This is a genomic window from Pseudomonas sp. TH39(2020) (assembly GCF_016650715.1).
Taxonomy (GTDB): Bacteria; Pseudomonadota; Gammaproteobacteria; order Pseudomonadales; family Pseudomonadaceae; genus Aquipseudomonas; species Aquipseudomonas mandelii_C.
This window is the reverse complement of record NZ_JAEKFF010000006.1, coordinates 813,272-833,583: the sequence shown is the minus strand read 5'-3', so window position 1 is coordinate 833,583 and position 20,312 is coordinate 813,272. Positions and strand designations below refer to the sequence as shown.

Annotated in this window: 13 protein-coding genes and 1 pseudogene; 8 read left to right on the top strand and 6 right to left on the bottom strand. The window is 58.1% G+C overall.

Translation table 11 applies throughout. From position 1 onward, the window contains the following. Positions 1-529 precede the first annotated feature (529 nt). A complete protein-coding gene (locus JFU47_RS33110; RefSeq protein WP_242485112.1) occupies positions 530-1,189 on the top strand; it encodes a hypothetical protein in 660 nt (219 codons plus the stop codon). Between the two features lie 81 nt (positions 1,190-1,270). Here JFU47_RS33110 and JFU47_RS11815 read toward each other — a convergent pair whose 3' ends face one another. Beyond that, on the bottom strand, positions 1,271-4,390 hold the full coding sequence (locus JFU47_RS11815; RefSeq protein ID WP_140677067.1) for a transglycosylase domain-containing protein: 3,120 nt from the start codon (positions 4,388-4,390) through the stop codon (positions 1,271-1,273). Between the two features lie 339 nt (positions 4,391-4,729). Between JFU47_RS11815 and JFU47_RS11810 the strand changes: the two genes are divergently transcribed. Then, positions 4,730-8,062, top strand: a complete 3,333-nt coding sequence (locus JFU47_RS11810; RefSeq protein ID WP_201183095.1) for a dermonecrotic toxin domain-containing protein — start codon at positions 4,730-4,732, stop codon at positions 8,060-8,062. Between the two features lie 360 nt (positions 8,063-8,422). Further along, the gene (locus tag JFU47_RS11805) at positions 8,423-9,841 is read left to right on the top strand and encodes an amino acid permease (RefSeq protein ID WP_201183093.1); all 1,419 of its coding nucleotides are present in this window, start codon (positions 8,423-8,425) and stop codon (positions 9,839-9,841) included. 72 nt (positions 9,842-9,913) lie between these two features. On the opposite strand, the gene JFU47_RS11800 is transcribed toward JFU47_RS11805, so the two are convergent. Beyond that, the gene (locus JFU47_RS11800) at positions 9,914-11,038 is read right to left on the bottom strand and encodes an OpgC family protein (RefSeq protein ID WP_201183091.1); all 1,125 of its coding nucleotides are present in this window, start codon (positions 11,036-11,038) and stop codon (positions 9,914-9,916) included. A 238-nt stretch (positions 11,039-11,276) separates the two neighbouring features. On the opposite strand from JFU47_RS11800, the gene JFU47_RS11795 reads away from it, so the two are divergent. From JFU47_RS11795 to JFU47_RS11785, 3 genes are read left to right on the top strand one after another with little or no spacing between them, the layout of a single operon-like run. After that, on the top strand, positions 11,277-11,651 hold the full coding sequence (locus JFU47_RS11795) for a GtrA family protein (protein WP_140677059.1): 375 nt from the start codon (positions 11,277-11,279) through the stop codon (positions 11,649-11,651). Further along, on the top strand, positions 11,648-12,589 hold the full coding sequence (locus tag JFU47_RS11790) for a glycosyltransferase family 2 protein (protein WP_201183089.1): 942 nt from the start codon (positions 11,648-11,650) through the stop codon (positions 12,587-12,589). Before JFU47_RS11795 ends, JFU47_RS11790 begins: the two co-directional genes overlap by 4 nt. A gap of 1 nt (position 12,590) precedes the next feature. After that, positions 12,591-14,105, top strand: a complete 1,515-nt coding sequence (locus tag JFU47_RS11785) for a glucosyltransferase domain-containing protein (protein WP_201183087.1) — start codon at positions 12,591-12,593, stop codon at positions 14,103-14,105. Between the two features lie 25 nt (positions 14,106-14,130). Here JFU47_RS11785 and JFU47_RS11780 read toward each other — a convergent pair whose 3' ends face one another. Both JFU47_RS11780 and JFU47_RS11775 read right to left on the bottom strand, forming a co-directional pair. Continuing rightward, positions 14,131-15,750 carry an FMN-binding glutamate synthase family protein gene (locus JFU47_RS11780; protein WP_201183085.1) on the bottom strand — a complete coding sequence of 540 codons (1,620 nt, stop codon included), beginning with the start codon at positions 15,748-15,750 and terminating at the stop codon, positions 14,131-14,133. 178 nt (positions 15,751-15,928) lie between these two features. Then, positions 15,929-16,729 (bottom strand): helix-turn-helix transcriptional regulator, encoded by an 801-nt coding sequence (locus tag JFU47_RS11775; protein ID WP_008147857.1) that lies wholly within the window; start codon positions 16,727-16,729, stop codon positions 15,929-15,931. Between the two features lie 125 nt (positions 16,730-16,854). On the opposite strand from JFU47_RS11775, the gene JFU47_RS11770 reads away from it, so the two are divergent. Both JFU47_RS11770 and JFU47_RS11765 read left to right on the top strand, forming a co-directional pair. Next, positions 16,855-17,676, top strand: coding sequence for a carbon-nitrogen hydrolase family protein (locus JFU47_RS11770; protein WP_201183083.1), 822 nt, complete (start codon positions 16,855-16,857; stop codon positions 17,674-17,676). A gap of 280 nt (positions 17,677-17,956) precedes the next feature. Continuing rightward, positions 17,957-19,282 (top strand): APC family permease, encoded by a 1,326-nt coding sequence (locus tag JFU47_RS11765; protein ID WP_123369261.1) that lies wholly within the window; start codon positions 17,957-17,959, stop codon positions 19,280-19,282. A gap of 124 nt (positions 19,283-19,406) precedes the next feature. Here JFU47_RS11765 and JFU47_RS33590 read toward each other — a convergent pair whose 3' ends face one another. Continuing rightward, entirely contained in the window at positions 19,407-20,075 is a 669-nt protein-coding gene (locus JFU47_RS33590; RefSeq protein WP_430539730.1) for an ATP-binding protein, read from the bottom strand. Between the two features lie 57 nt (positions 20,076-20,132). Continuing rightward, positions 20,133-20,219, bottom strand: a pseudogene (locus JFU47_RS33585) (hypothetical protein); the annotation flags it as partial. Between the last annotated feature and the right edge of the window lie 93 nt (positions 20,220-20,312).

The window sequence follows — 20,312 nt, the reverse complement described above, 5'->3', positions numbered from 1 at the left end:
ATTGCTGTGGCTATTCACACTTTGTGCGACTGCCGCCACGCAAGAAATATCGGCTGTATTCAAACCGGACCCGAGCAATCCGATGCAGAACAAATTCGTCAACTCCACGCCTCAAAGCGGGGTCTGTCCAGGGCACATGCCGGGACGGTGCGAGGCCCTTGGGATTTTCAGCATTCGTACATCGGATATCAATTTCAGGTCCAATGCGCCGTTGCTTCTCAATCATGTTGGGCCTGGGCCTGTAGATGTCCGTAAAGGTGTGATGTTTAAAGTCCCTTCCGAGTGGCGCAGTTTCGAAGTGGTTTCAGACAAAGGCGAGAGGGAAACGGTTCAGGTGCGCATTGCCGGCATTGGCAATCGCTTTGATACCCGCCCCGGAGGCACCCGATCGTGGTCGCCAAGAACCTTTGTCTTCGCTCCGGCGCCTTGTGTGTCGACTGGGATGAATACCGGCAACAGCCAAATTTTACTGTGGTTCTGGATTGTTCCTGAGGGTGCGGGGACCTGCAGTCTGACTCACGTGATGGAGGTGCCCGAGCTCACGTATGTCAACTTCGAATACGCCTATGAACTGAAAACGCCCAACCCTTTGGGCATGTCCACGGGGCGTTACACCGGATCGATCACCTACACGGTTGGGCCGAACCAGGATTTCGACTTCGGCGACATCATGATTCCCAACGACAACATCTTGACCTTCAACTTCAACCTCGACGTGCAACACACCCTCAAGGTCGAAGTGCCGCCCGGTGGCAATCGCGTCGAGCTGATCCCGCAAGGCGGCTGGCAGGCCTGGTTGCAGCGCAATCGCAGGCCGGAACGGTTGTTCCGCGACCAGACCTTCAATATCTCGGCCTCCAGCCGTTTCAAGATGCAACTCGACTGCCAATACAGTGATGGCGGCAATCAGTGCCTGTTGTACGAACCGAATTCCGGTGGGGCGGTGCCGCTGAACATCAGCGTCACCTTGCCCTCGGGCCTGAACGACGCCACCGGCCAGCCTGTCAGCCGCCGTCCGTTGCTACGTGACGGCAGCGGCACCGAACTGTTCCAGCCGGGGCATTACCTCGATCGCAAACCCGGACAGTTGCACTTCGAAATCACCCGTGAACACGTCGAAGAAATGCTCACCGGGGTCGCCAAGACCTATTCGGGCAACGTCACGGTTATCTGGAATTCGGAAATCTGATCATCGCTGCCGGGCGGTTCCCGGGCAGCGTTCAACCTGAGGGATCGAAAGCGATGTGACGGTGATCTGGGACTCCGAGGTTTAATTGCTCGCCGTGGCGGTCGGTGCCAGACATTCGGTGTTGCGCCCCGGTTGCAGATACGGCGTCAGGATCGGCGCCATGCCCTTGAGCACTTGCACTGGCAAGGCCGAGGTGAACTTGAACGCTTCGGCCGATTGCCCGGGCACGAACGCAGTCAACGTGCCGAAGTGACGATCGCCGATGTAGAACACGAAGGTTGCGGTGCGGTTTATGGATTTCGAACTCAGAATTCGCCCACCCGAACCGAAGGCTTCGATACGGTTATCGCCCGTACCGGTTTTGCCGCCCATGGCCAACGGTTTGCCATCAGGCGTTACGAAACTCCCGGAGACCCGTTTCGCGGTACCGGCGTCGACCACGTGGGACAAGGCTTCGCGCATGGCTGCGGCCACCTCGGAAGGCATCACCCGTTTGCCGGCAACCGGGTCATTGATCAGTTTGGTTTCGTACGGCGTGTTCGCTGCAAAATGCAGGCTGTCGATGCGCAGTGTCGGCATGCGCACGCCGTCGTTGAGGATGGTACCGATCAGCTCCGCCAAGGCTGCTGGACGGTCGCCGGAACTGCCGATGGCGGTGGCCAGCGACGGCACCAGGTGATCGAACGGATAGCCGACTTTCTGCCAGCGCTGGTGAATGTCGAGGAACGCCTCGATCTCCAGCATGGTGCGAATGCGGCTGTCGCGGGCAAGCTTGTGACGGCTTTTGAACAGCCAGCTGTAGACTTCCTGGCGTTCGAACTGGCTGGCTTTGACGATCTGGCTGAACTTGGCGTCGGGGTTGTTTAACAGGTAGCCCATCAGCCAAAGATCCAGCGGGTGAACCTTGGCGATGAAGCCCTGGTCCGGCAAGTCGTAGGCGCCAGGGCCGTAGCTTTCGTAGAGCCGTTGGAGGCGTTCGTCGGTCAGCTTCTCGGTGAGCTTGGCGCCGTTGAGGTGCGAGCGCACGAACATGTTGAAGCTTTGCTGGCTGGCCTGTGGCAGCAGATAACGATGCACAGCGGCCATGCGAATCGGGGTCGGGCGCATGCCGTCAAGAAAGGTTTCGAGCCGCGCCTGGGTGTCCTTGTTCTTGTACTTCTTCCAGAACTTCAGCAGGAACGATGTGCCTTCACGGTCGGCAAACGAGGCCAGGTATTCCTGACGCCGAGGGTCGCGGTCGTCCTTGAGCAATTCGGCGCTGCTGTTGGGGCCCGAATACGTGGTGTAGCGCACCAGGTCACGCATCAGCCGAATGAACGGCAGGTTGATCGACTCACGTATCGCATCGCGCAGCGTCGGCATGCGGCCGTTGTCTTCCTTGCGAAAGTTATGGAACACATGCAGCCCGCCACCGGTGAAAAAGGCTTCGCCGGGGCTGGCGGAGTATTTGCGGTCCAGCGCGGCGCCAAGCATGGCCGGCAGGTTGCGGTCTTTGTTCTGGATCAGGTAATCGACGGCCCAGCGACTCAGACGGTCCTGATCAGGGACGTCGACCTTCTTCAGTTCCGGGATGGTCATCGTTGCGTATTTATCGTGCAGCTCGGCCATGATCTGCAAATAGGTGGTCAGCACACGCATCTTGGCGGTGGAGCCCAGTTCCAGCTTGCTGCCTTCATTGATATCGAACGGCTGGTCGGTGCTGTCGGTCTGCACCCGCACCCGCGAGCCGTCCGGGGTCAGTTCGAACAGCGTGAAGCTGTAGCGCACTTGGGCGGTACTGGTGGGGGTGAGCAGGCGTTCGCCCATCAAGCCGATCTGCGTCGCAAAAACCGGGTCGGCCAGACGTTTGAGGTACTCGGTGGCTTTGGTTTGCAGCTCGCCTTGCAGGGTGCTGGTGGCGGAGAGATCAAGGCGGTCGAGGTCGTACAGCGGACGGTTGAGCAACCCGCCCAGACGACTGCGCGCCACGCTGATGCCCTTGTTGGTTTCGATCGGCTGAATGGTGGGCTGTGTTTGCCAGTCGCGATAGGTCACTGTGCTGGCCAATGCCGCTGCCTCGAGTGGCGCATCGATCACGCCGTTCTGTGCCAGCAGGCGAATATGGCTGTCGGTGAGGTCGGCCAGTTCCTCGTGCCCCTTGGTCAGGTAGTGGGAAGGGCGGCGCTGGGCAATCATCAAAGACAGCATCTCACGCAGGGCCAGACCTTTTTCCGACATGCTTTTCGGATCTGTCGCGTTGCTGGCCAGCTGTTTGTTGGCCTCGTTGAAGTCGGCGCCGTACCAGACGCGCAAACCTTCGGCCATGCCGTGCACTTCACCGTGCCCCGGTACTGCCGACAGGGGCACGCTGTTGAGGTAATCGCGAATCACGTTCTGCCGGGCCTCCAGGGTTTCCGGCCCGGCCTGATAGGCGCGCACGCTGGCGGAAATCATCTGGCGGATTTTTTCCGCGCCGGACACGGTCAGACCATCGGGCGAATGCCGGTACTTCTCAAGTTGCGTTGCCAGGGTACTGCCGCCCGCCGACTGGCCCGGCAGGTGCATCAATTTGGCGACCTGGGACCACGCCGCCATGCCGAACCGCGGCCAATCCACCGCGGGGTTGGCCCGGGGCTGACGGGGGTCGAGCAAGAAGCGGTTTTCAATGAACAGCAAACTGTTGACCACCACGGGAGGGATCGCTGCAAAGCTTGAATACAGTTGTTGTGGGTATTTGTACTGGTAGAGGGGTGCCGCACGGCAATCAGTGATCGACAATCCCGCCTGGATTTTCTCCGCGTAGGGCACGAAAAAGCCCTTGTCGGTGTAGTCCATCAATTTTTGGGAAAACCGGGTCTGTGACGCCACAACGTAGTCGCGCTTGATCAGGCGCGGCAGGAATTCATCCAGAGAGCTGTAGCCCAGACGCAGGTCGAAAGGACCCGCCCCCGGATAGCGAATGGCATCGCTGGGACCGGGTTTGAGCTCGTAGCTCAGGCTGGCGGCGTATTGGCTGAGTTCCCGGGATTGAAACTTCGACGTGCGCATTTCCTTGGCGGCGGCCAGCCCCAGGACAATCAGGATTATCAGCAACAACAACCAGAACGCCCACCAGCCGTGCTTTGTGCGACTGCTTCGGGGTTTTTCAGGTATAGGCGTTTCATCCACACGTTCAGTCGGAACCACATTTTTTCTCGAATCGGTTTGCCATAAAACGCCCATAGTCGACTGATCCATTTACGCAGATTGAGAGGACTTGTCTGAAGCTTAGACGGTGGTTGGCGTTGGTGAAAAAATTGTGAAGCGATCAGCCGTAGAGAAAGGGCGACGGTGAGGATGCCGCGCAAGGCGGGTGACCGGTGCTGCAGCGTCCGGAAAAGTTTCGCCTCAATATTCCATTCAGAAACACTATTTTGTAATTGCAGCGTTGGCGGAGTTGTTACTTGTTTTAAGTGGGGGAAGAAAGAGTGCTTAATTAATTTTGGTAATACTCATGTGCTTCTTTTTTTAATGTGCCTGTTATTTACTTTTTCTTCGTTTACCTAAATCAAGGATGATGTCATGACTGAGTTGTATGGTTTTCGCTCGAGTGCTGTTTCGGTTTTAGCTGGTCATGGGAAGTCCACGGTTTTTGAGCATATGGAAATCGTTAAGTCGGTAACGCCTGCGCCGCTGTTAACCATGTCGAAGCATAATCTGGACATGTTGAAAAGTTTTACTCCAATCGTGCCAGTCTGGCTTGATAAGGCATTACCGGAACAGCGTGTTGAAGCAAGACGACGGGTGGAAGCGAGTGTGACGGCGCACACTGCTTTGAACGACGCCATGGCGGGAGTCAAGGCGCTGAAAGAGTTTGCTGAACCGCTGTTGAAGAAGAGGATCAGTGAGTTCTTTAACCTCGATCTCGATGTGAATAAAACGTGGATTGAACTCACTCGACCGGCCCGGCTTTTTTCCTCCCCGCAAAGCGAATACTTCACCCTGCTGGAGGCAGCCCTTCATAATTTCGAGGAAGAGGAAGCTCGCCCGAGTCACTTTTACCGAACTGAGATTTTTACCTACGAGCCGCGAAAGACAGGGATCCGAAAACGCGTTTCGATGAATACAGGGCGTTTCATTGAACTGTGCAGGGAGCTGAATCTCGGCCGACAGTACCAGGCACATATAAAGGAGGTGCTGAAATGGGATGATGTCGTTGCCCAAGGTAAATGGAGAGACGTATTCGTCGGCTATCACAAAGCGGCACTGATGGCGGCGAGCCAAATCGCTTTGCTCAAAGACGATATCGAACCCAAGCATCACCATGCACTGATGGAGATAATAAGCGGCAACAAATCCGTGCGGGTCGACGGCAAACGCGTATGGAGCCGCAGTCTGAGTTTCATGGGAATGACGCTGCACCGCTGCATCATTTTCGAGTTGGCTGAACCCGATGATCAAAGCGCCCTGGACAAGTTGTGGCCATTAGCCGATGCCGGATCGCAGAAAGGTCTCATCGCTTATCTACCGGACGACCCCGACCATCCCGTCAAATATTACCCGTCACTGAGCGCGTTCAAAGCTCGACTGATCAGCCAGTTTTCGCGGAAAAATCCGGGTGCCTCTCAATCGTCTGAGGCTCCCACCGATTATCAGAACTTCTTCAGTCGTTTTGTGAAGCACAAAGACCGCGCAAAGTATTTCACCAGTTTCACTGAATTGGTTCCTCGCGAGTTTCCTGAGCATACGATGACCAAGCGTCGTCAAAAGCAGACACCTGACTTTCTGCTGCAGTTGCGAGTGCTGGATCCGTCGGGAGACCCATGGCATCAAGCGTTTGATATCTGGACAACGCTTTTCCGGGAATACAAGGCGCAGCTGTTGCTCGACGCCCGTAGCCAGGCGGTTCTCACGGAGGATGCCGATGCCAGCGGTCGCCAGGGGTTGGTCGTTCAACTGCTTGATATGGGCTTGACGGTGCTGACTCTGGCCTCGTTCCTGGTACCGCCCGTGGGCTTGGTGATGTTGGGCGTGACAGCTGTACAGTTGATGAATGAGGTTTTGGAGGGCGTTGAGGATCTGAGTCTGGGGGATAAGGAAGCGGGCTGGCGACACATCACCGGTGTGTTGGACAACCTGATCACCATGGGGGCAAGTATTCCGGCCTTTGAGTTGCTCACGGCGCCTGCTCACGCTGAATTCAACGCGATAGAACTGGCCAATGGGCAGAAGCGCCTGTGGAAGCCTGATCTTGCCGCTTACCGCAGTGACGTTTCCCTGGAGGGCCACGTACCTAATGCTCAAGGGCAGTACCGGATCGCCGATCGGCACTATGTCCGGGTTGAGGGCGATGTTTTCGAAAAGCGTCTTGATCCGGTGATCGGCAAATGGCGAATTCAGCACCCAAAAAAACCGCAGGCGTACCAACCGATCCTTGAAGCAGACACTGCCGGTAACTGGCAGCACACGCTGGATCGCACGGTGAATCAACCTGCGCTGGATGCATCCGTCACTGAAGTGACTGATCAGGACGCGGGCAGGGAATTGGTCGCTGAAAGTGACGTTGCGCCCCTTCAGTCATTACCGGTGTCCTCACAGGGAATCAGCAATGCCACCTATAAACGGTATGCAGTCAAGGCGTCGGATATTGCCGGACTGACTCCTTCGAAAGGCATCTTTCGAAGTACCGACGGGCAACAGTTTTACATCCGTAACATCGATGGAAAAGGCAAGGTTGCGGTCTATCCGATCAGGAACTCTTTCAATCTCAATGCCGACATCGTGGACGTCAACATCGTTGACCCCAACACTAATCGGGCTACGGAACTGCGACTCTGGCAAGTCGCCCCCGATCAATGGCAACAGCTTTCATTGAGGGGAGGTAACAACGCCGAAAGTATAAATAGTGCGCAGCCCTTTACTTCATCCGGGGTGGGTAATCTGGCGATTGAAGCTGCCGACATGATGGCGTTGAGCCGCCCCGTATTTACGCGCAAACAATTGCCGAACGGTTTATCGGAGCCTGTGATCGCCGTGGGTGAACAGCGATACCCGGGACACGTGCCGCTCGATTGGGGAAGGCCTCACCAAGGGCTGCCGTTTACAGCCGAACAGACCAACATCCGCCAAGCGCTATCGGTGCCGGAATTCAGCCGCGTCACGATCAACACCAATCTGTTTGAGGCAGGGAAGGTTCGTTATTCCTCTAGCGTTGCCAAGCAACTTGCGAATAGACAGGGGGGAAGCCGTTTTGTTTTTGAAATGCAGCGGATGAGGTATTCCGGTGCGGTGGAGGGTGAGTTCAATGCCATCAAAATCGTCGATATTGAAGCGGGTGAAATACCCGATCAATCCAACGCTGTATCGGGCTACTGGGCGCCTCAGGGCGGGTATGTCGACATACCGGTTCACCCCGGATGGGCAGAACCCGACTACGTTTTTACACCCGGTTTCGGCGGCTGTTCACTGGTGGTCGATCAACTTGAGGAGAACGTGTTGCGCGTCAGGCATGTCGAGGGCGGTAAAGAAGACGCCCAATACAACTCGCTACCCGGCGGCGAACACGGATGGGGACAGGCTGCTGCCATGGAATATTACGATTACGGCATCGCGGCGGATCAAAACAACAATGCCGACACGTTGTTGGGGGGCTTTGCGTTTATGAAGTACGACAGAAGAACCAAGCTATGGAATATTCATTACCAGTCTCTTCAGGGCACGCCGAATATTACCCGCTACTCCGTGGCCAAACCGGGATTGTTTGGCCAGTCGGACTCCTATGTGGCGGTATATGAACCGTCGAAAGTCAGAAAAACAATGGCCATACAAGTGGTCACGGCGAAGGTGCCTGTAGGCCAAAAAGAAGCTCACGCTGGCGATCCGCTGCGGATAGAGGATGCAAAGTCTTTCGCCTAGCCCGTACAGCTTGTTTGTTGCAATCGTTCACCCGGGACCCAGGTGCCGGGTGAACATGAGGGTGCATCAATGCTGTGCAATGCTCGATGCCGCTTAAAAGCGAAAAATCCTACAAAGCGCAGATAATCCTTCTCCGCGTATCGCCCTTTTGCCGAGATTTATGACTGAATTTTGTGGTTTATAGAGTGAAAATCTCTGTCGCCAGCTTTTTATACTGCACGCCCCCGCTGATCTTGAAGGTTTTGTCCTGCAAGACGGTTCTGCCCACGAAGCAGGCCCGGTTACGGGAAGCAATGGCATATCGGTCAGCGCTTCGACACTCGGTGGTCATATCCAATAACAAGACGAGGTTGTACCCCTATGCCAGGCAATCACCTGCCCAATGGCGAGACCGCTCAAGGCGGCCCGCTCAAACGCGAACTTGGCGAACGGCATATTCGCTTGATGGCGCTCGGTGCCTGTATCGGCGTCGGTCTGTTCCTCGGTTCGGCCAAGGCCATCGAGATGGCTGGCCCGGCAATCATGTTGTCCTACATCATCGGCGGTCTGGCGATCCTGGTGATCATGCGCGCCCTTGGCGAGATGGCGGTGCACAACCCGGTCGCCGGCTCCTTCAGCCGTTACGCCCAAGACTACCTCGGCCCATTGGCGGGCTTCCTGACCGGCTGGAACTACTGGTTCCTGTGGCTGGTGACCTGCGTCGCGGAAATCACCGCGGTGGCGGTGTACATGGGTGTCTGGTTCCCCGATGTGCCGCGCTGGATCTGGGCACTCGCTGCGTTGATCAGCATGGGCTCGATCAACCTGATCGCGGTGAAAGCCTTCGGTGAGTTCGAGTTCTGGTTCGCCCTGATCAAGATCGTCACCATCATTGCGATGGTGATCGGCGGTATCGGCGTGATCGCGTTCGGCTTCGGCAACGACGGTGTGGCGCTGGGGGTTTCCAATCTCTGGGCGAACGGCGGCTTCATGCCCAACGGCGTGCAAGGCGTGTTGATGTCGCTGCAAATGGTGATGTTCGCCTACCTCGGCGTCGAGATGATCGGCCTGACCGCCGGTGAAGCGAAGAACCCGCAGAAGACCATTCCCAATGCGATCGGCTCGGTGTTCTGGCGGATTCTGCTGTTCTACGTCGGTGCGTTGTTCGTGATCCTGTCGATCTACCCGTGGAACGAAATCGGCACCCAGGGCAGCCCGTTCGTGATGACCTTCGAGCGTCTGGGCATCAAGACCGCCGCCGGCATCATCAACTTCGTGGTGATCACCGCGGCACTGTCGTCCTGCAACGGCGGCATCTTCAGCACCGGGCGCATGCTGTACAGCCTGGCGCAGAATGGCCAGGCCCCGGCCGGCTTCGCCAAGACCTCGAACAACGGCGTGCCCCGTCGCGCGTTGCTGTTGTCGATCTTCGTGCTGTTACTGGGTGTGCTGCTCAACTACATGGTCCCGGAGAAAGTGTTCGTCTGGGTGACGGCGATTGCCACCTTTGGCGCGATCTGGACCTGGGTGATGATCCTGCTGGCCCAGCTCAATTTCCGCAAAGGCCTGAGCGCCAGCGAACGTGCCGGCCTGAAATACAAGATGTGGTTGTACCCGGTCAGCTCGTATCTGGCGCTGGCGTTTTTGGTACTGGTGGTCGGCCTGATGGCGTACTTCCCGGACACTCGCGTGGCGCTCTATGTGGGCCCGGCGTTCCTGATCCTGCTGACGGTGTTGTTCTACATGTTCAAGCTGCAACCGACCAATGTGTCGCAGGGTGCGGTGCGTTCGGCTTCGTAAGGCGTAACACCTGAAATGAAAAAGCCCCGGTCGTGATGATCGGGGCTTTTGCGTTTGGAGGGTCAAAAGATCTTAAGCAGCCGCCAACGACATTTGCCGATTCAACCGCTTGTTGAAATCCAGCCACGCCCCCAGCAACGCCATCACCCCGGCACCCACCAACGCGGTGAAAACCTGCATGGCAAACGCATCGTCGGTCAGGGCGTTGAGCATGTCCGCCAAGGGCGCCAACAGCACGCCGAGGCAGAAAACTTCCAGTGAGTAGCGCCCCATGCGGCAGCATTGCTGCGCCAGCCAGTTTTGCGTCCAGCCGTTGCCGGGCAAGAGCCTGGCGGTGACATAGGCCAGCGCCAGGAAGTGCAGTAGACGGACCGGCGACAGATCGGTCTTGCTGATCGGGTACAGCAGGTTGCTCAGGCTGGCTGGCATCAGGGCATCGTGTATTTCCGGCCAGCGCCAGGAGACAGTCATCACGCCGGTCACCACCACGTACACCGCCGCGCTGACAAACAAGGGCTGGCGCAACAGCGGACGAGTGTCGGGCAAACGTGGCCGCTGCCCGTGAATCGCCGCAAAGCCGCCGAGGATAAACAGCAGTTGCCAGGTGACGGGGTTGAAGTACCACACACCGTCCTTGATGGCCGCAAGGTTCCAGCCAAACCGCGGTGCCAGCAGGTACACCGCCAATGACACCGCGACGACCGCCCACGGCTTGCGCACCAGCAACGGCAGGACCAGTGGCAATCCCGCCAGCAGCACGATGTACAGCGGCAGCGGGTCCATCAGGTTCGGCTTGAAGCGCAGCAGTAACTCATCCGTCAACGCTTGCTGGGGGTTGGTGATGAAGTGATGCAGGCCCATTTCCTCCACCAGATCGCGGGTTTCCACATGACTGTTGGCGAAGAACACGATGCCCATCAGCATCGCCAGCAGGAAAATATGGACCACGTAGAGCACCCAGGCGCGCCGCAGAATCTTCACGCAGGCGATCAGGTAACCATCGCGCGCAAGGATTTTGCCGTAGGCCAGAACGGCCGCGTAACCGGCGAGAAACACGAATATTTCTGCGGCATCACTGAAACCGAGGTTGCGCAGGGTGATTTGGCCAAGGGGGTTGTGAGGCACGTGATCCCAAAAAATGAAGATCAGTGCCAGGCCGCGAAAAAAGTCGATTCGGTGATCGCGCTCAAACGTCATGACGGCGGGCTCGTGAACGGGTGATGAGATAGGGAGTAGCCGAGGCGCCAAAGATTGCGCGCAGCTCATCGGCGGCGCGCAGGGTGGCGTGATTCGCGGGTAATTGCAAAACCGGGATATTACGGGATGTCTCCTGGCAGCGCGGCGGACCTAACCGCTGGTCTGAAAGGCACGTACACCTGTGATTTCTGACAGTAGACAGGTTCAAAGTTTTATGAAGTGAAACGGGAGATTCACCATGAGGTTCTTGTGGAAAGGATTTTCCAGCTACACCGTGGTCGGGGTCGCCAACACGCTGATTCACTGGCAAATCTTCTTCCTGCTGAGCGTGGGTGCCGGCTTCAGTCAGGCGGTCAGTAACCTGGCTGCCTTCTGCGTTGCCGCTTCGTTTTCCTTCTACATGAACGCGCTGTACACCTTCGATGCCAAGGCGTCGGTCGGCGGTTATCTTCTATTCTTGGGATCCATGGGGGCGCTGAGTCTGGGCGTCGGCCATGCAGGCGACGTGTGGAGACTTCATGGCTTGCTGACGGTGGCTATTTTTTCAGCGTTGAGCCTGGTGCTGGGCTTTCTGTTTTCAAAGTACGTAGTCTTTCGCGAGCGTAGTGCATGAAAGTCTCGTTGATCGTTCCGGTATTCAATGAAGAACAGGCGATCAGCCTGTTTTATCAGGCCGTGCGTCGCGAGTTGAGGCTTGACCAGGCAGAAGTCGAGATCGTGTTCATCAACGACGGTAGTTCCGACCGCACGGCTGAGGAGGTCAAGGCCTTGGCGCAGGCCGATGATCAGGTCTTGCTGATCAACTTCTCGCGCAACTTCGGCAAGGAGCCGGCATTGTTCGCCGGCCTGGAATATGCCACCGGCGATGCGGTCATTCCCATGGATGTCGATTTGCAGGACCCGATCAGCGTCATCCCGCGGTTGATTGGCGAATGGCAAAAAGGTGCGGATGTGGTGCTCGCCAAGCGCCGGGATCGCGCCGCCGATAGTTATCTGAAACGCCACAGTGCGTCGCTGTTCTACCGTGTGCTGAACCGTATCGCTTACACCCGGATCGAAGAAAACGTCGGGGATTTCCGGCTGATGGATCGCAAGGTGGTCAACGTGATTCGCACACTTCCCGAGCATCAGTTGTTCATGAAGGGGGTGCTGTCATGGGCCGGGTTCACCACCGTGGTGGTGGAATACGAGCGAGCCGAGCGAGTGGCGGGTACCAGCAAGTTCAATGGCTGGAAGCTCTGGAACCTGGCGCTGGAAGGCGTGACCTCGTTCAGTACGGTGCCGTTGCGCTTATGGACTTACGTCGGTGGCGGTATTTCGATCTTCGCGGTGCTCTACGCGGTGTACATGGTGCTGGACAAGATTTTCTTCGGCAACAGCGTCCCCGGTTACCCGTCATTGATGACGGCCATTCTGTTTCTCGGCGGCGTACAACTGATCGGCATCGGCATCCTCGGTGAGTACGTCGGCCGCATCTACATCGAAGCCAAGCATCGGCCGCGCTATGTGGTGAAAGACATCGTCGGCGGCAAAGACCGGCTCGGGATTTAGCATGGGCAGGTTCAGCGACTTTTTCAGCAAGGAACTCGGGCGTCGGCAGGTCTGGCTGTTTTTTCTGTTGGCGACCTTGGTGTATGTGGTGCCGCTGATCCTTGCGGACTATCCGTATATCGATGACAACTGGCGATCCCTGTCGGCCGCGGCCGGTTCGGCCTGGGCAGAGCAGGGACGGTTATTCACCGAGTTGTTCTACAACCTGCTGACCTTCAGCAATGCCGCGCCGAATATTTTTCCGCTGCCGCTGTTGATCGCCACGCTGGCCATGGCCGCGGCGTTGACCAGCCTGACATTTCATTACTACCCGCAGCCGACGATTGCCTGCTGCCTGGTGCCGTTGCCGCTCTGGTACAACCCGTTCTTTCTGCAAAACCTGTCCTATCAATACGACGGGCCCGCCATGGCGTTGAGCGTGGTGGCGGTCATCTATGCGATCACCTTCCGTCATCCCTCGCGCATCGTTCATTGGCTGGTGCCCTCGTTCCTGATTGCGCTGGCGCTGGGGCTCTATCAGGTGAGCCTCAATGTGTTTCTGGGCCTGTGTTGCCTGGAACTGCTCAGGAGCGCGAATGACAAGCTGGCCTGGCCGCAGTGGTGCGAGTTGATCGGCTGGAAAATATCGCAGGCCATCCTGGGCTGGTTGATTTACAGCGTCAGTGCTTATCCGTTCATGAGTGGAAATCGCACCTTGTTGTTGAACTGGACGGCGCAGCCCCTGCTGCAACTTCAAATCAACATCGCCCGGGTGCTGGAAAAAGTCGTGCTGCTGTTTCACGGCGGATTTGCCTGGGTGTTCGCCGCACTGCTGCTGTGTGCCATTGCCGGCAGTGTCCGGCTGGGGCTGAACGTGTTGGAACGTCAGGACTCAGTGCTGAAGAAAATCCTGATCGGCTTGGTGTGTTTACTGACATTGCCGGTCGTGACGCTGCTGGTGTCGGGTGTCGCGCTGTTTTTCCGGGACTTCAATGAAGGCGCCAGGACCCTGATGGGCTTCGCGGTCCTGTTGGTGCTGTTGTTCTATTTGAGCCATCTGGCGCTGGCACGAATCCACGAGCGACTGCCGCTGTTGTTGGTGGTTCCACTGCTGGCGATGCTTTCGATTTCGTATGCCTATGGGCGCGTGCTGACGGTGCAGAAAGCCTTCGCATCCAGCGCGTTGTTAAGTCTTGAACACGACATCGCGTCGAATCGACAATTGCTCGAAGCCAAGCGCATTTACATGTCAGTGACCTATTCCGATCACTGGCTGCTGGGGGCGGCGGGCTCGTTCAAGCAGATGCCGGTGTTGCACTATCTGCTGAACATCGACTTTTTCATGCTGGCCGAAAACCTGCCGAAAGTGGGCATCACCAATGTCGTTGCAGAGAAGGAGCGACGTAACGCGACCCGGGTGGGTTATCAAGGTTATCCACCGCTGGTGGAGAACCCGTACTACCGGATTTATCTGATCGGCGATTACGGTTTTATTGTCATGAAAGAACCAGCACCGATTAAGGCGCTTCACTGGTGAAGCGCGATGACAGGGGCCGTTGGGTTCAGGCCGCTACGACCTCATTCGGCTCAAAACTGTCCGCCCGCGCCATCTGCCACATCCGCGAGTAAAACTCGCCATTCACTTCACCGGTCAACAACTCCCCCGGTTTCAAGAACACATGCAACTGCGAGAACAACTTGATCTCGGTCGCCGACATGCGCCGCACCAAATGCTTGGCCGACAATTGCGAAGGATGTTCCAACCCGGCAGCGGCGAGCATTTCGGCCAGGGCCTTGAGCGTGTTGCGGTGGAAGTTGAAGACGCGTTGGGCCTTGTCCGGGACGACGAGTGCGCGTTGGCGCAGGGTGTCCTGGGTGGCGACGCCGGTCGGGCATTTGTTGGTGTGGCAGCTTTGCGACTGGATGCAACCGATGGCGAACATGAAGCCGCGTGCGGAGTTGGCCCAGTCGGCGCCGATGGCCAGGACGCTGGCAATGTCAAAGGCGCTGACGATCTTGCCGCTGGCACCGAGTTTGATCTTGTCCCGCAGGTTCAGGCCGACCAGCGTGTTGTGCACGAACAGCAGGCCTTCGCGCATCGGTACACCGATGTGGTCGGTGAACTCCACGGGAGCGGCGCCGGTGCCGCCTTCCTTGCCATCGACAACGATGAAGTCGGGGAGGATGCCGGTTTCCAGCATGGCCTTGGCGATGCCCATGAATTCCCACGGGTGGCCGAGGCAGAACTTGAAGCCCACCGGTTTGCCGCCGGACAGTTCGCGCAGCTGCTGGATGAAGTGCATCAGTTCGATCGGTGTGGAAAACGCGCTGTGCCGCGACGGCGAGATGCAATCTTCGCCCATCAGGATGCCGCGGGTTTCGGCGATTTCCTTGGTGACTTTGTGCTTGGGCAGGATCCCGCCGTGGCCCGGTTTGGCGCCCTGGCTCATCTTGATTTCTATCATCCGCACTTGCGGCGTCTGCGCTTGTGCGGCGAAGCGTTCAGGGTCGAAGCGGCCATCAGCGGTGCGACAGCCAAAGTAGCCGCTGCCGAGTTCCCAGGTCAGGTCGCCGCCGTTTTCCCGGTGATAGGCGCTGATGCTGCCTTCGCCGGTGTCGTGGGCGAAGTTGCCGAGTTTCGCCCCTTGGTTCAACGCGCGAATAGCGTTGGCGCTGAGGGAGCCGAAGCTCATGGCCGAGATGTTGAACACCGACGCCGAGTACGGCTGCGTGCACTGTGGGCCGCCGACCGTTACCCGGAAACTGCTCGGGTCGCTCAACGGCGCCGGGCGCATGGAGTGGCCGATGAATTCGAAACCCGACTGATACACATCGATCAACGTGCCGAAGGGTTTGTCGGCGCTTTCGTTCTTGGCCCGTGAATAGACCAGCGAACGCTGAGCCCGGGAGAAGGGCAGGGCGTCGCTGTCGGACTCGAGCAGGTATTGGCGGATTTCCGGGCGAATGCCCTCCACCAGATAGCGGATGTTGCCGAGGATCGGGTAATTACGGCGCACCGCGTGAGGGCTTTGCAGCAGATCGAACAGGCCCACGAGGCTGAGAATGCCGGTGACGGCGGTGATCGGCCAGAGCCAGTCGTGCTCCAGGAAGGGCAGGCTGGCGAGGGTAAACATCACACAGAGGGCAAAGAAGGCGTAGCGGCTCAGGAGTGACAGGCTCATACGGTTTTCCTTGGTTCGGACTCAATAATTTCAACGCAGCAGGTGCATGGATACACACAGATCCCTGTGGGAGTGAGCCTGCTCGCGATTGCGGTGGTTCAGTCGACATCAATGCTGAATGAAAGACCGCAATCGCGAGCAGGCTCGCTCCCACAGTAAAAAGCACTCCGCGTTGTAATCAGGCATTTTGCGCCTGGAGAAAAATCGAAAACAGCTCTGACTGGGATTTGATCCCCAGTTTGCTGTACATGTGTTTCTTGTGGACTTTCACGGTTTCGACAGAGATTTCCAGCTTGCGGGCGATTTCTTTACTGGAGCAACCGCTGAGCATCAAGCGCCCGACATCCAGCTCCCGGGCGGTCAATTGCGCGCCTTTGAGTTGCTGCACCGACGCCTCCAGCTGCACGCGCCAGTCGACTTGCGGCGGTGCGGGTGCGAGGGCCACGACTTCGTTGATTTCGTAGGGCAGGCGCTGGCGCAACAGACCGAGCACCCAGGGCTGGATCAGCGACAGCAAGGCAATCTGCTGGCCGCTGAAACGCTGCTTGCTGCCCAGTGACAGGCACAGCGTGCGGTCGCCTTCGAGCTGGCAATTGAACTGGATTTCATCGGCCACCACATTCAGACGAAAGTAGCGCTGGTAATACTCGGTCAGCTCGAAATGCTCCGGCGCCACTTCCGACAGGCGATAGAGCCCGGTGCGCGACTGCTCGCGACAGGCGATGTAGAACGGGTCGAGCAGGTACAAACCGCGCAGATAGTCCTGGAACAACTGATCAGGACTGCCGTCCGCGCCCGGGCATTCGGCGAACACTTGCGGGTGCTGATCGGCGCTGAAAAGCAGCGCCACCCAGCTGTCGAAGGTCACGTACTGATCCAGCAACCGTACCAGCTGCGTCCAGAAATTGGGCTTGTCCAGGGCGTCGATCAGTTGCCCGACCGAGCGGTGCCACGCGATGTCGTCTAACGAGAGTGTCATGCCTCTACCCCTATCGGGTTACCCCAGCGGCGTGATTCCCCGGTCGCTGGCTTGCTGCGCATACTGGCGCACAGACACCGACCGGGCAATCTTTCTGCCAGCCTGGTTAAGAACAAGGAATACCCATGAAAGTCGAACTCGCCCAGTTGGCGGGCCGTGACAACGACACGGCTTACAACCTCGAACGCGCTCTGAAGGCGATGGCTGCCTGTGCTGCCGATACGCAGCTGATCGTGTTTCCCGAAACCCACTTGATGGGCTTTCCGACCCTTGAGGCGCTGGCCGAAGCCGCCGAACCGCTGGACGGACCCACCGTCAGCGCCATTCAGGCTGCCGCCCGTGAACGCAACATCGCCGTAGTGATCGGCATGGCCGAGAACGACAACGGCCGCTTCTACAACACCACGCTGCTGATCACCCCGGAAGGTATCGCGCTGAAATACCGCAAGACGCACCTGTGGGCGTCGGACCGCGGTGTGTTCGAGGCCGGCGACCGTTACGCCACGTGTGAGTGGAACGGTGTGCGGGTCGGCCTGCTGATTTGCTACGACATCGAATTCCCGGAAACCGCCCGGGCGCTGGCGCAATTGGGGGCCGAACTGTTGATCGTCACCAACGGCAACATGGACCCTTACGGCCCGACTCACCGCACCGCGATCATGGCCCGCGCCCAGGAAAACCAGGCGTTTGCGCTGATGGTCAACCGGGTGGAAGAGGGCGATGGCGGGTTGGTGTTTGCGGGCGGCAGTGCGCTGGTGGATCCGCTGGGGACTTTGTTGTTCGAGGCCGGGCGGGAGGAGGGGCAGTTTGCAGTGGAGCTGGACCTGAATCAGCTGACGGCGGCGCGGCAGGATTATCGGTATCTGGATGATCAGCGGCTGCGGTTGCCGGGGGAAGTGGTGGAGCAGATCGGCGGTGTTCGGGAGTTATTGATTCCTGAGCGTTGAACCAGCCCTCACCCTAACCCTCTCCCGGAGGGAGAGGGGACTGACCGTAGAGTCCTCAAGAAATATTGCGACCTGAAACACCCGGTCGAACTCAGGATTTGAAACACACGGAGATCTGCTCCCTTTCCCCCTCTCCCCTGTGGGGAGAGGGCTGGGGTGAGGGGTGGATCTTCAGGTTGACGAACATTTGAAGCCTTACCCAAAACAACAACGTAACACCCGAAATTTTTGCGCCGAACTCGGCTCTGCCATAAATCTAATAAATTCGGAGTAGTCGCTCATGGCTCGTTTGCAACGCACCCTGTCATTGGGTTCGGTGGTGCTGTTCGGCATCGCCTACATGACGCCGATCATCGTGCTCGGTACCTTTGGCATCCTCGCTCAATCCACCGCCGGCATGGTCCCGGCCGCTTATCTGGCGGCGCTGGTGGCGATGTTTTTCACTGCCATGAGTTACGGCCGAATGGCCTCGGCGTTCCCCGTTGCGGGCTCGGCCTATAGCTATGTCCGCAAGGCGATCAGCCCGAAACTCGGTTTCATCGCCGGTTGGGCCGTGCTCCTCGACTACCTGTTCCTGCCGATGGCGATCTGGCTGATCGGCGCGGCCTACCTCAACTCCGCCTTCCCGGCCGTGCCGCAGTGGATCTGGGTGCTGGCGTTCATCGGCATCACCAGTGCGATCAACATCGTCGGCCTGAAACTGGCCAACGGCATCAACGCGTTACTGATGCTGGTGCAGTTCCTGGTACTGATCGCCTTCGTTGCGCTGTGCGTTCATTACGTCGGTGGTGATGCGAGCACGCCGTTGTGGTCGGTCAAACCGTTCTTCAACGGTGACATGCAGATGCCGCTGATCATGAGCGGTGCAGCCATTGCCTGTTATTCATTCCTCGGGTTTGACGCGGTCAGCACCCTGACCGAAGAAACCCGCGACCCGCGCCGCACCATCCCGCGAGCGATCATGCTGATCACCCTGATCGGCGGGCTGATCTTCGTCGGTGTGTCGTACTTCGTGCAGATCGCGCATCCGTCGTTCCAGTTCGACAGCGTCGACTCGGCGGCCTATGAAATTGCCCGCAACATTGGTGGTGACCTGTTCGTGTCGATCTTCCTGATCGGCCTGATCGTCGGCCAGTTTGCGTCGGGCCTGTCGGCTCAGGCCAGCGGCTCGCGGCTGTTGTTCGCCATGGGCCGCGACGGCGTGCTGCCAAAATCGTTCTTCGGCACTTTGCATGAACGCTTTGGCACGCCGGTCAACAGCATCCTGCTGTGCGCCGTGGTCGCTTTGCTGGCACTGAAACTGGACGTCACCACCTCGACCTCGTTCATCAACTTCGGCGCGTTTCTGGCGTTCAGTCTGGTGAACCTGTCGGTGATCTTTCACTACTGGATTGGCGGTGAGAACAAAGGGCTGCGTGAATTCGTGTTGTTCCTGCTGTTCCCGTTTATCGGCCTGGCGGCGGATTTGTGGCTGATGGTCAGCCTCGATCACCTGGCGATCTATCTGGGGCTGAGCTGGCTGGCGATTGGCGTGGTGTACCTGGCGGTGTTGACCGGCGGCTTCCGTCGCCAGCCACCGGAGATGGATTTCCAGGAGGCCACATAATCGCCTGACGGGTGAGGACACTGTGGGAGCGAGCCTGCTCGCGAAGGCGGTGTGTCAGTCACTATCAATGTTGACTGACATGGCCCCTTCGCGAGCAGGCTCGCTCCCACATTTTGAATCGTGTTCAGGCGGCCGGTTTTGTCTGGTGCACGGGCAACTGGACCCGAAACGTGGTCCCCACGCCGACTTCACTGCGCACCGTAATATCCCCCCGATGTTTTTTCACGATGCCATAGGACAGGGACAACCCCAGCCCTGTCCCCTGGCCCACCGGTTTGGTGGTGAAGAACGGGTCGAAGATTTTTTGCAGGCAGTCCGGCGCGATGCCGGCGCCAGTGTCTTCGACCTCGATCCACACCGTTTCCGCTTCCAGCCCGGTGCGCAAGGTGAGGGTGCCGCGCTCTGGGCCGATGGCCTGAGAGGCGTTGACGATCAGGTTCATGATCACCTGATTGATTTGCGAAGGCAGGCACTCGATGTCGGGCAACGCCTGATATTCCTTGAGCACATCGGCCTTGTACTTGAGTTCGTTGGCGACAATGTTCAAGGTCGACTCGATGCCCTGTTGAAGATTGGCCCACTGCCATTCCTGATTGGAGTCCACCCGGGAGAAGTCCTTCAGGTCCTTGACGATCTGCCCGACCCGGTTGATGCCGTCCTTGGATTCCTTGATCAGCAGTGGAATGTCCTCGCGCAGGAACTCCAGCTCGACCCGTTCGCGCAGTTGGTTCAAACGCTCGACGAGCTCGCTGGAGCCGATCGCCTCTTCCGCATCCCGATAGGCGTCGAGCATTTCCTGCAGATGTTTGAAGTAGCCATCGAGGGTGCCGAGGTTGGAGGAAATGAAGCCGATGGGGTTGTTGATTTCATGAGCGACGCCCGCCGCGAGTTGCCCCAATGAAGCGAGTTTTTCCGATTGCACCAATTGGGTTTCAAGCTGTTTGCGCTCGTCGATTTCCCGCTGCAACTCAACGCTGGCGTCTGTGAGTTGCCGGGTTCGGTGCTCGACCATCTGACCTAAATGGTCCAT

Coding starts and splice junctions, on each gene's coding strand:
- JFU47_RS11770 (WP_201183083.1), top strand. CDS start 16,855: ATGAAAGTCGAACTCGCCCAGTTGGCGGGCCGTGACAACGACACGGCT.
- JFU47_RS11795 (WP_140677059.1), top strand. CDS start 11,277: ATGAGGTTCTTGTGGAAAGGATTTTCCAGCTACACCGTGGTCGGGGTC.
- JFU47_RS11790 (WP_201183089.1), top strand. CDS start 11,648: ATGAAAGTCTCGTTGATCGTTCCGGTATTCAATGAAGAACAGGCGATC.
- JFU47_RS11775 (WP_008147857.1), bottom strand. CDS start 16,729: ATGACACTCTCGTTAGACGACATCGCGTGGCACCGCTCGGTCGGGCAA.
- JFU47_RS11765 (WP_123369261.1), top strand. CDS start 17,957: ATGGCTCGTTTGCAACGCACCCTGTCATTGGGTTCGGTGGTGCTGTTC.
- JFU47_RS11800 (WP_201183091.1), bottom strand. CDS start 11,038: ATGACGTTTGAGCGCGATCACCGAATCGACTTTTTTCGCGGCCTGGCA.
- JFU47_RS33590 (WP_430539730.1), bottom strand. CDS start 20,075: ATGCTCGACGCCTATCGGGATGCGGAAGAGGCGATCGGCTCCAGCGAG.
- JFU47_RS11810 (WP_201183095.1), top strand. CDS start 4,730: ATGACTGAGTTGTATGGTTTTCGCTCGAGTGCTGTTTCGGTTTTAGCT.
- JFU47_RS11785 (WP_201183087.1), top strand. CDS start 12,591: ATGGGCAGGTTCAGCGACTTTTTCAGCAAGGAACTCGGGCGTCGGCAG.
- JFU47_RS11815 (WP_140677067.1), bottom strand. CDS start 4,390: ATGGGCGTTTTATGGCAAACCGATTCGAGAAAAAATGTGGTTCCGACT.
- JFU47_RS11780 (WP_201183085.1), bottom strand. CDS start 15,750: ATGAGCCTGTCACTCCTGAGCCGCTACGCCTTCTTTGCCCTCTGTGTG.
- JFU47_RS11805 (WP_201183093.1), top strand. CDS start 8,423: ATGCCAGGCAATCACCTGCCCAATGGCGAGACCGCTCAAGGCGGCCCG.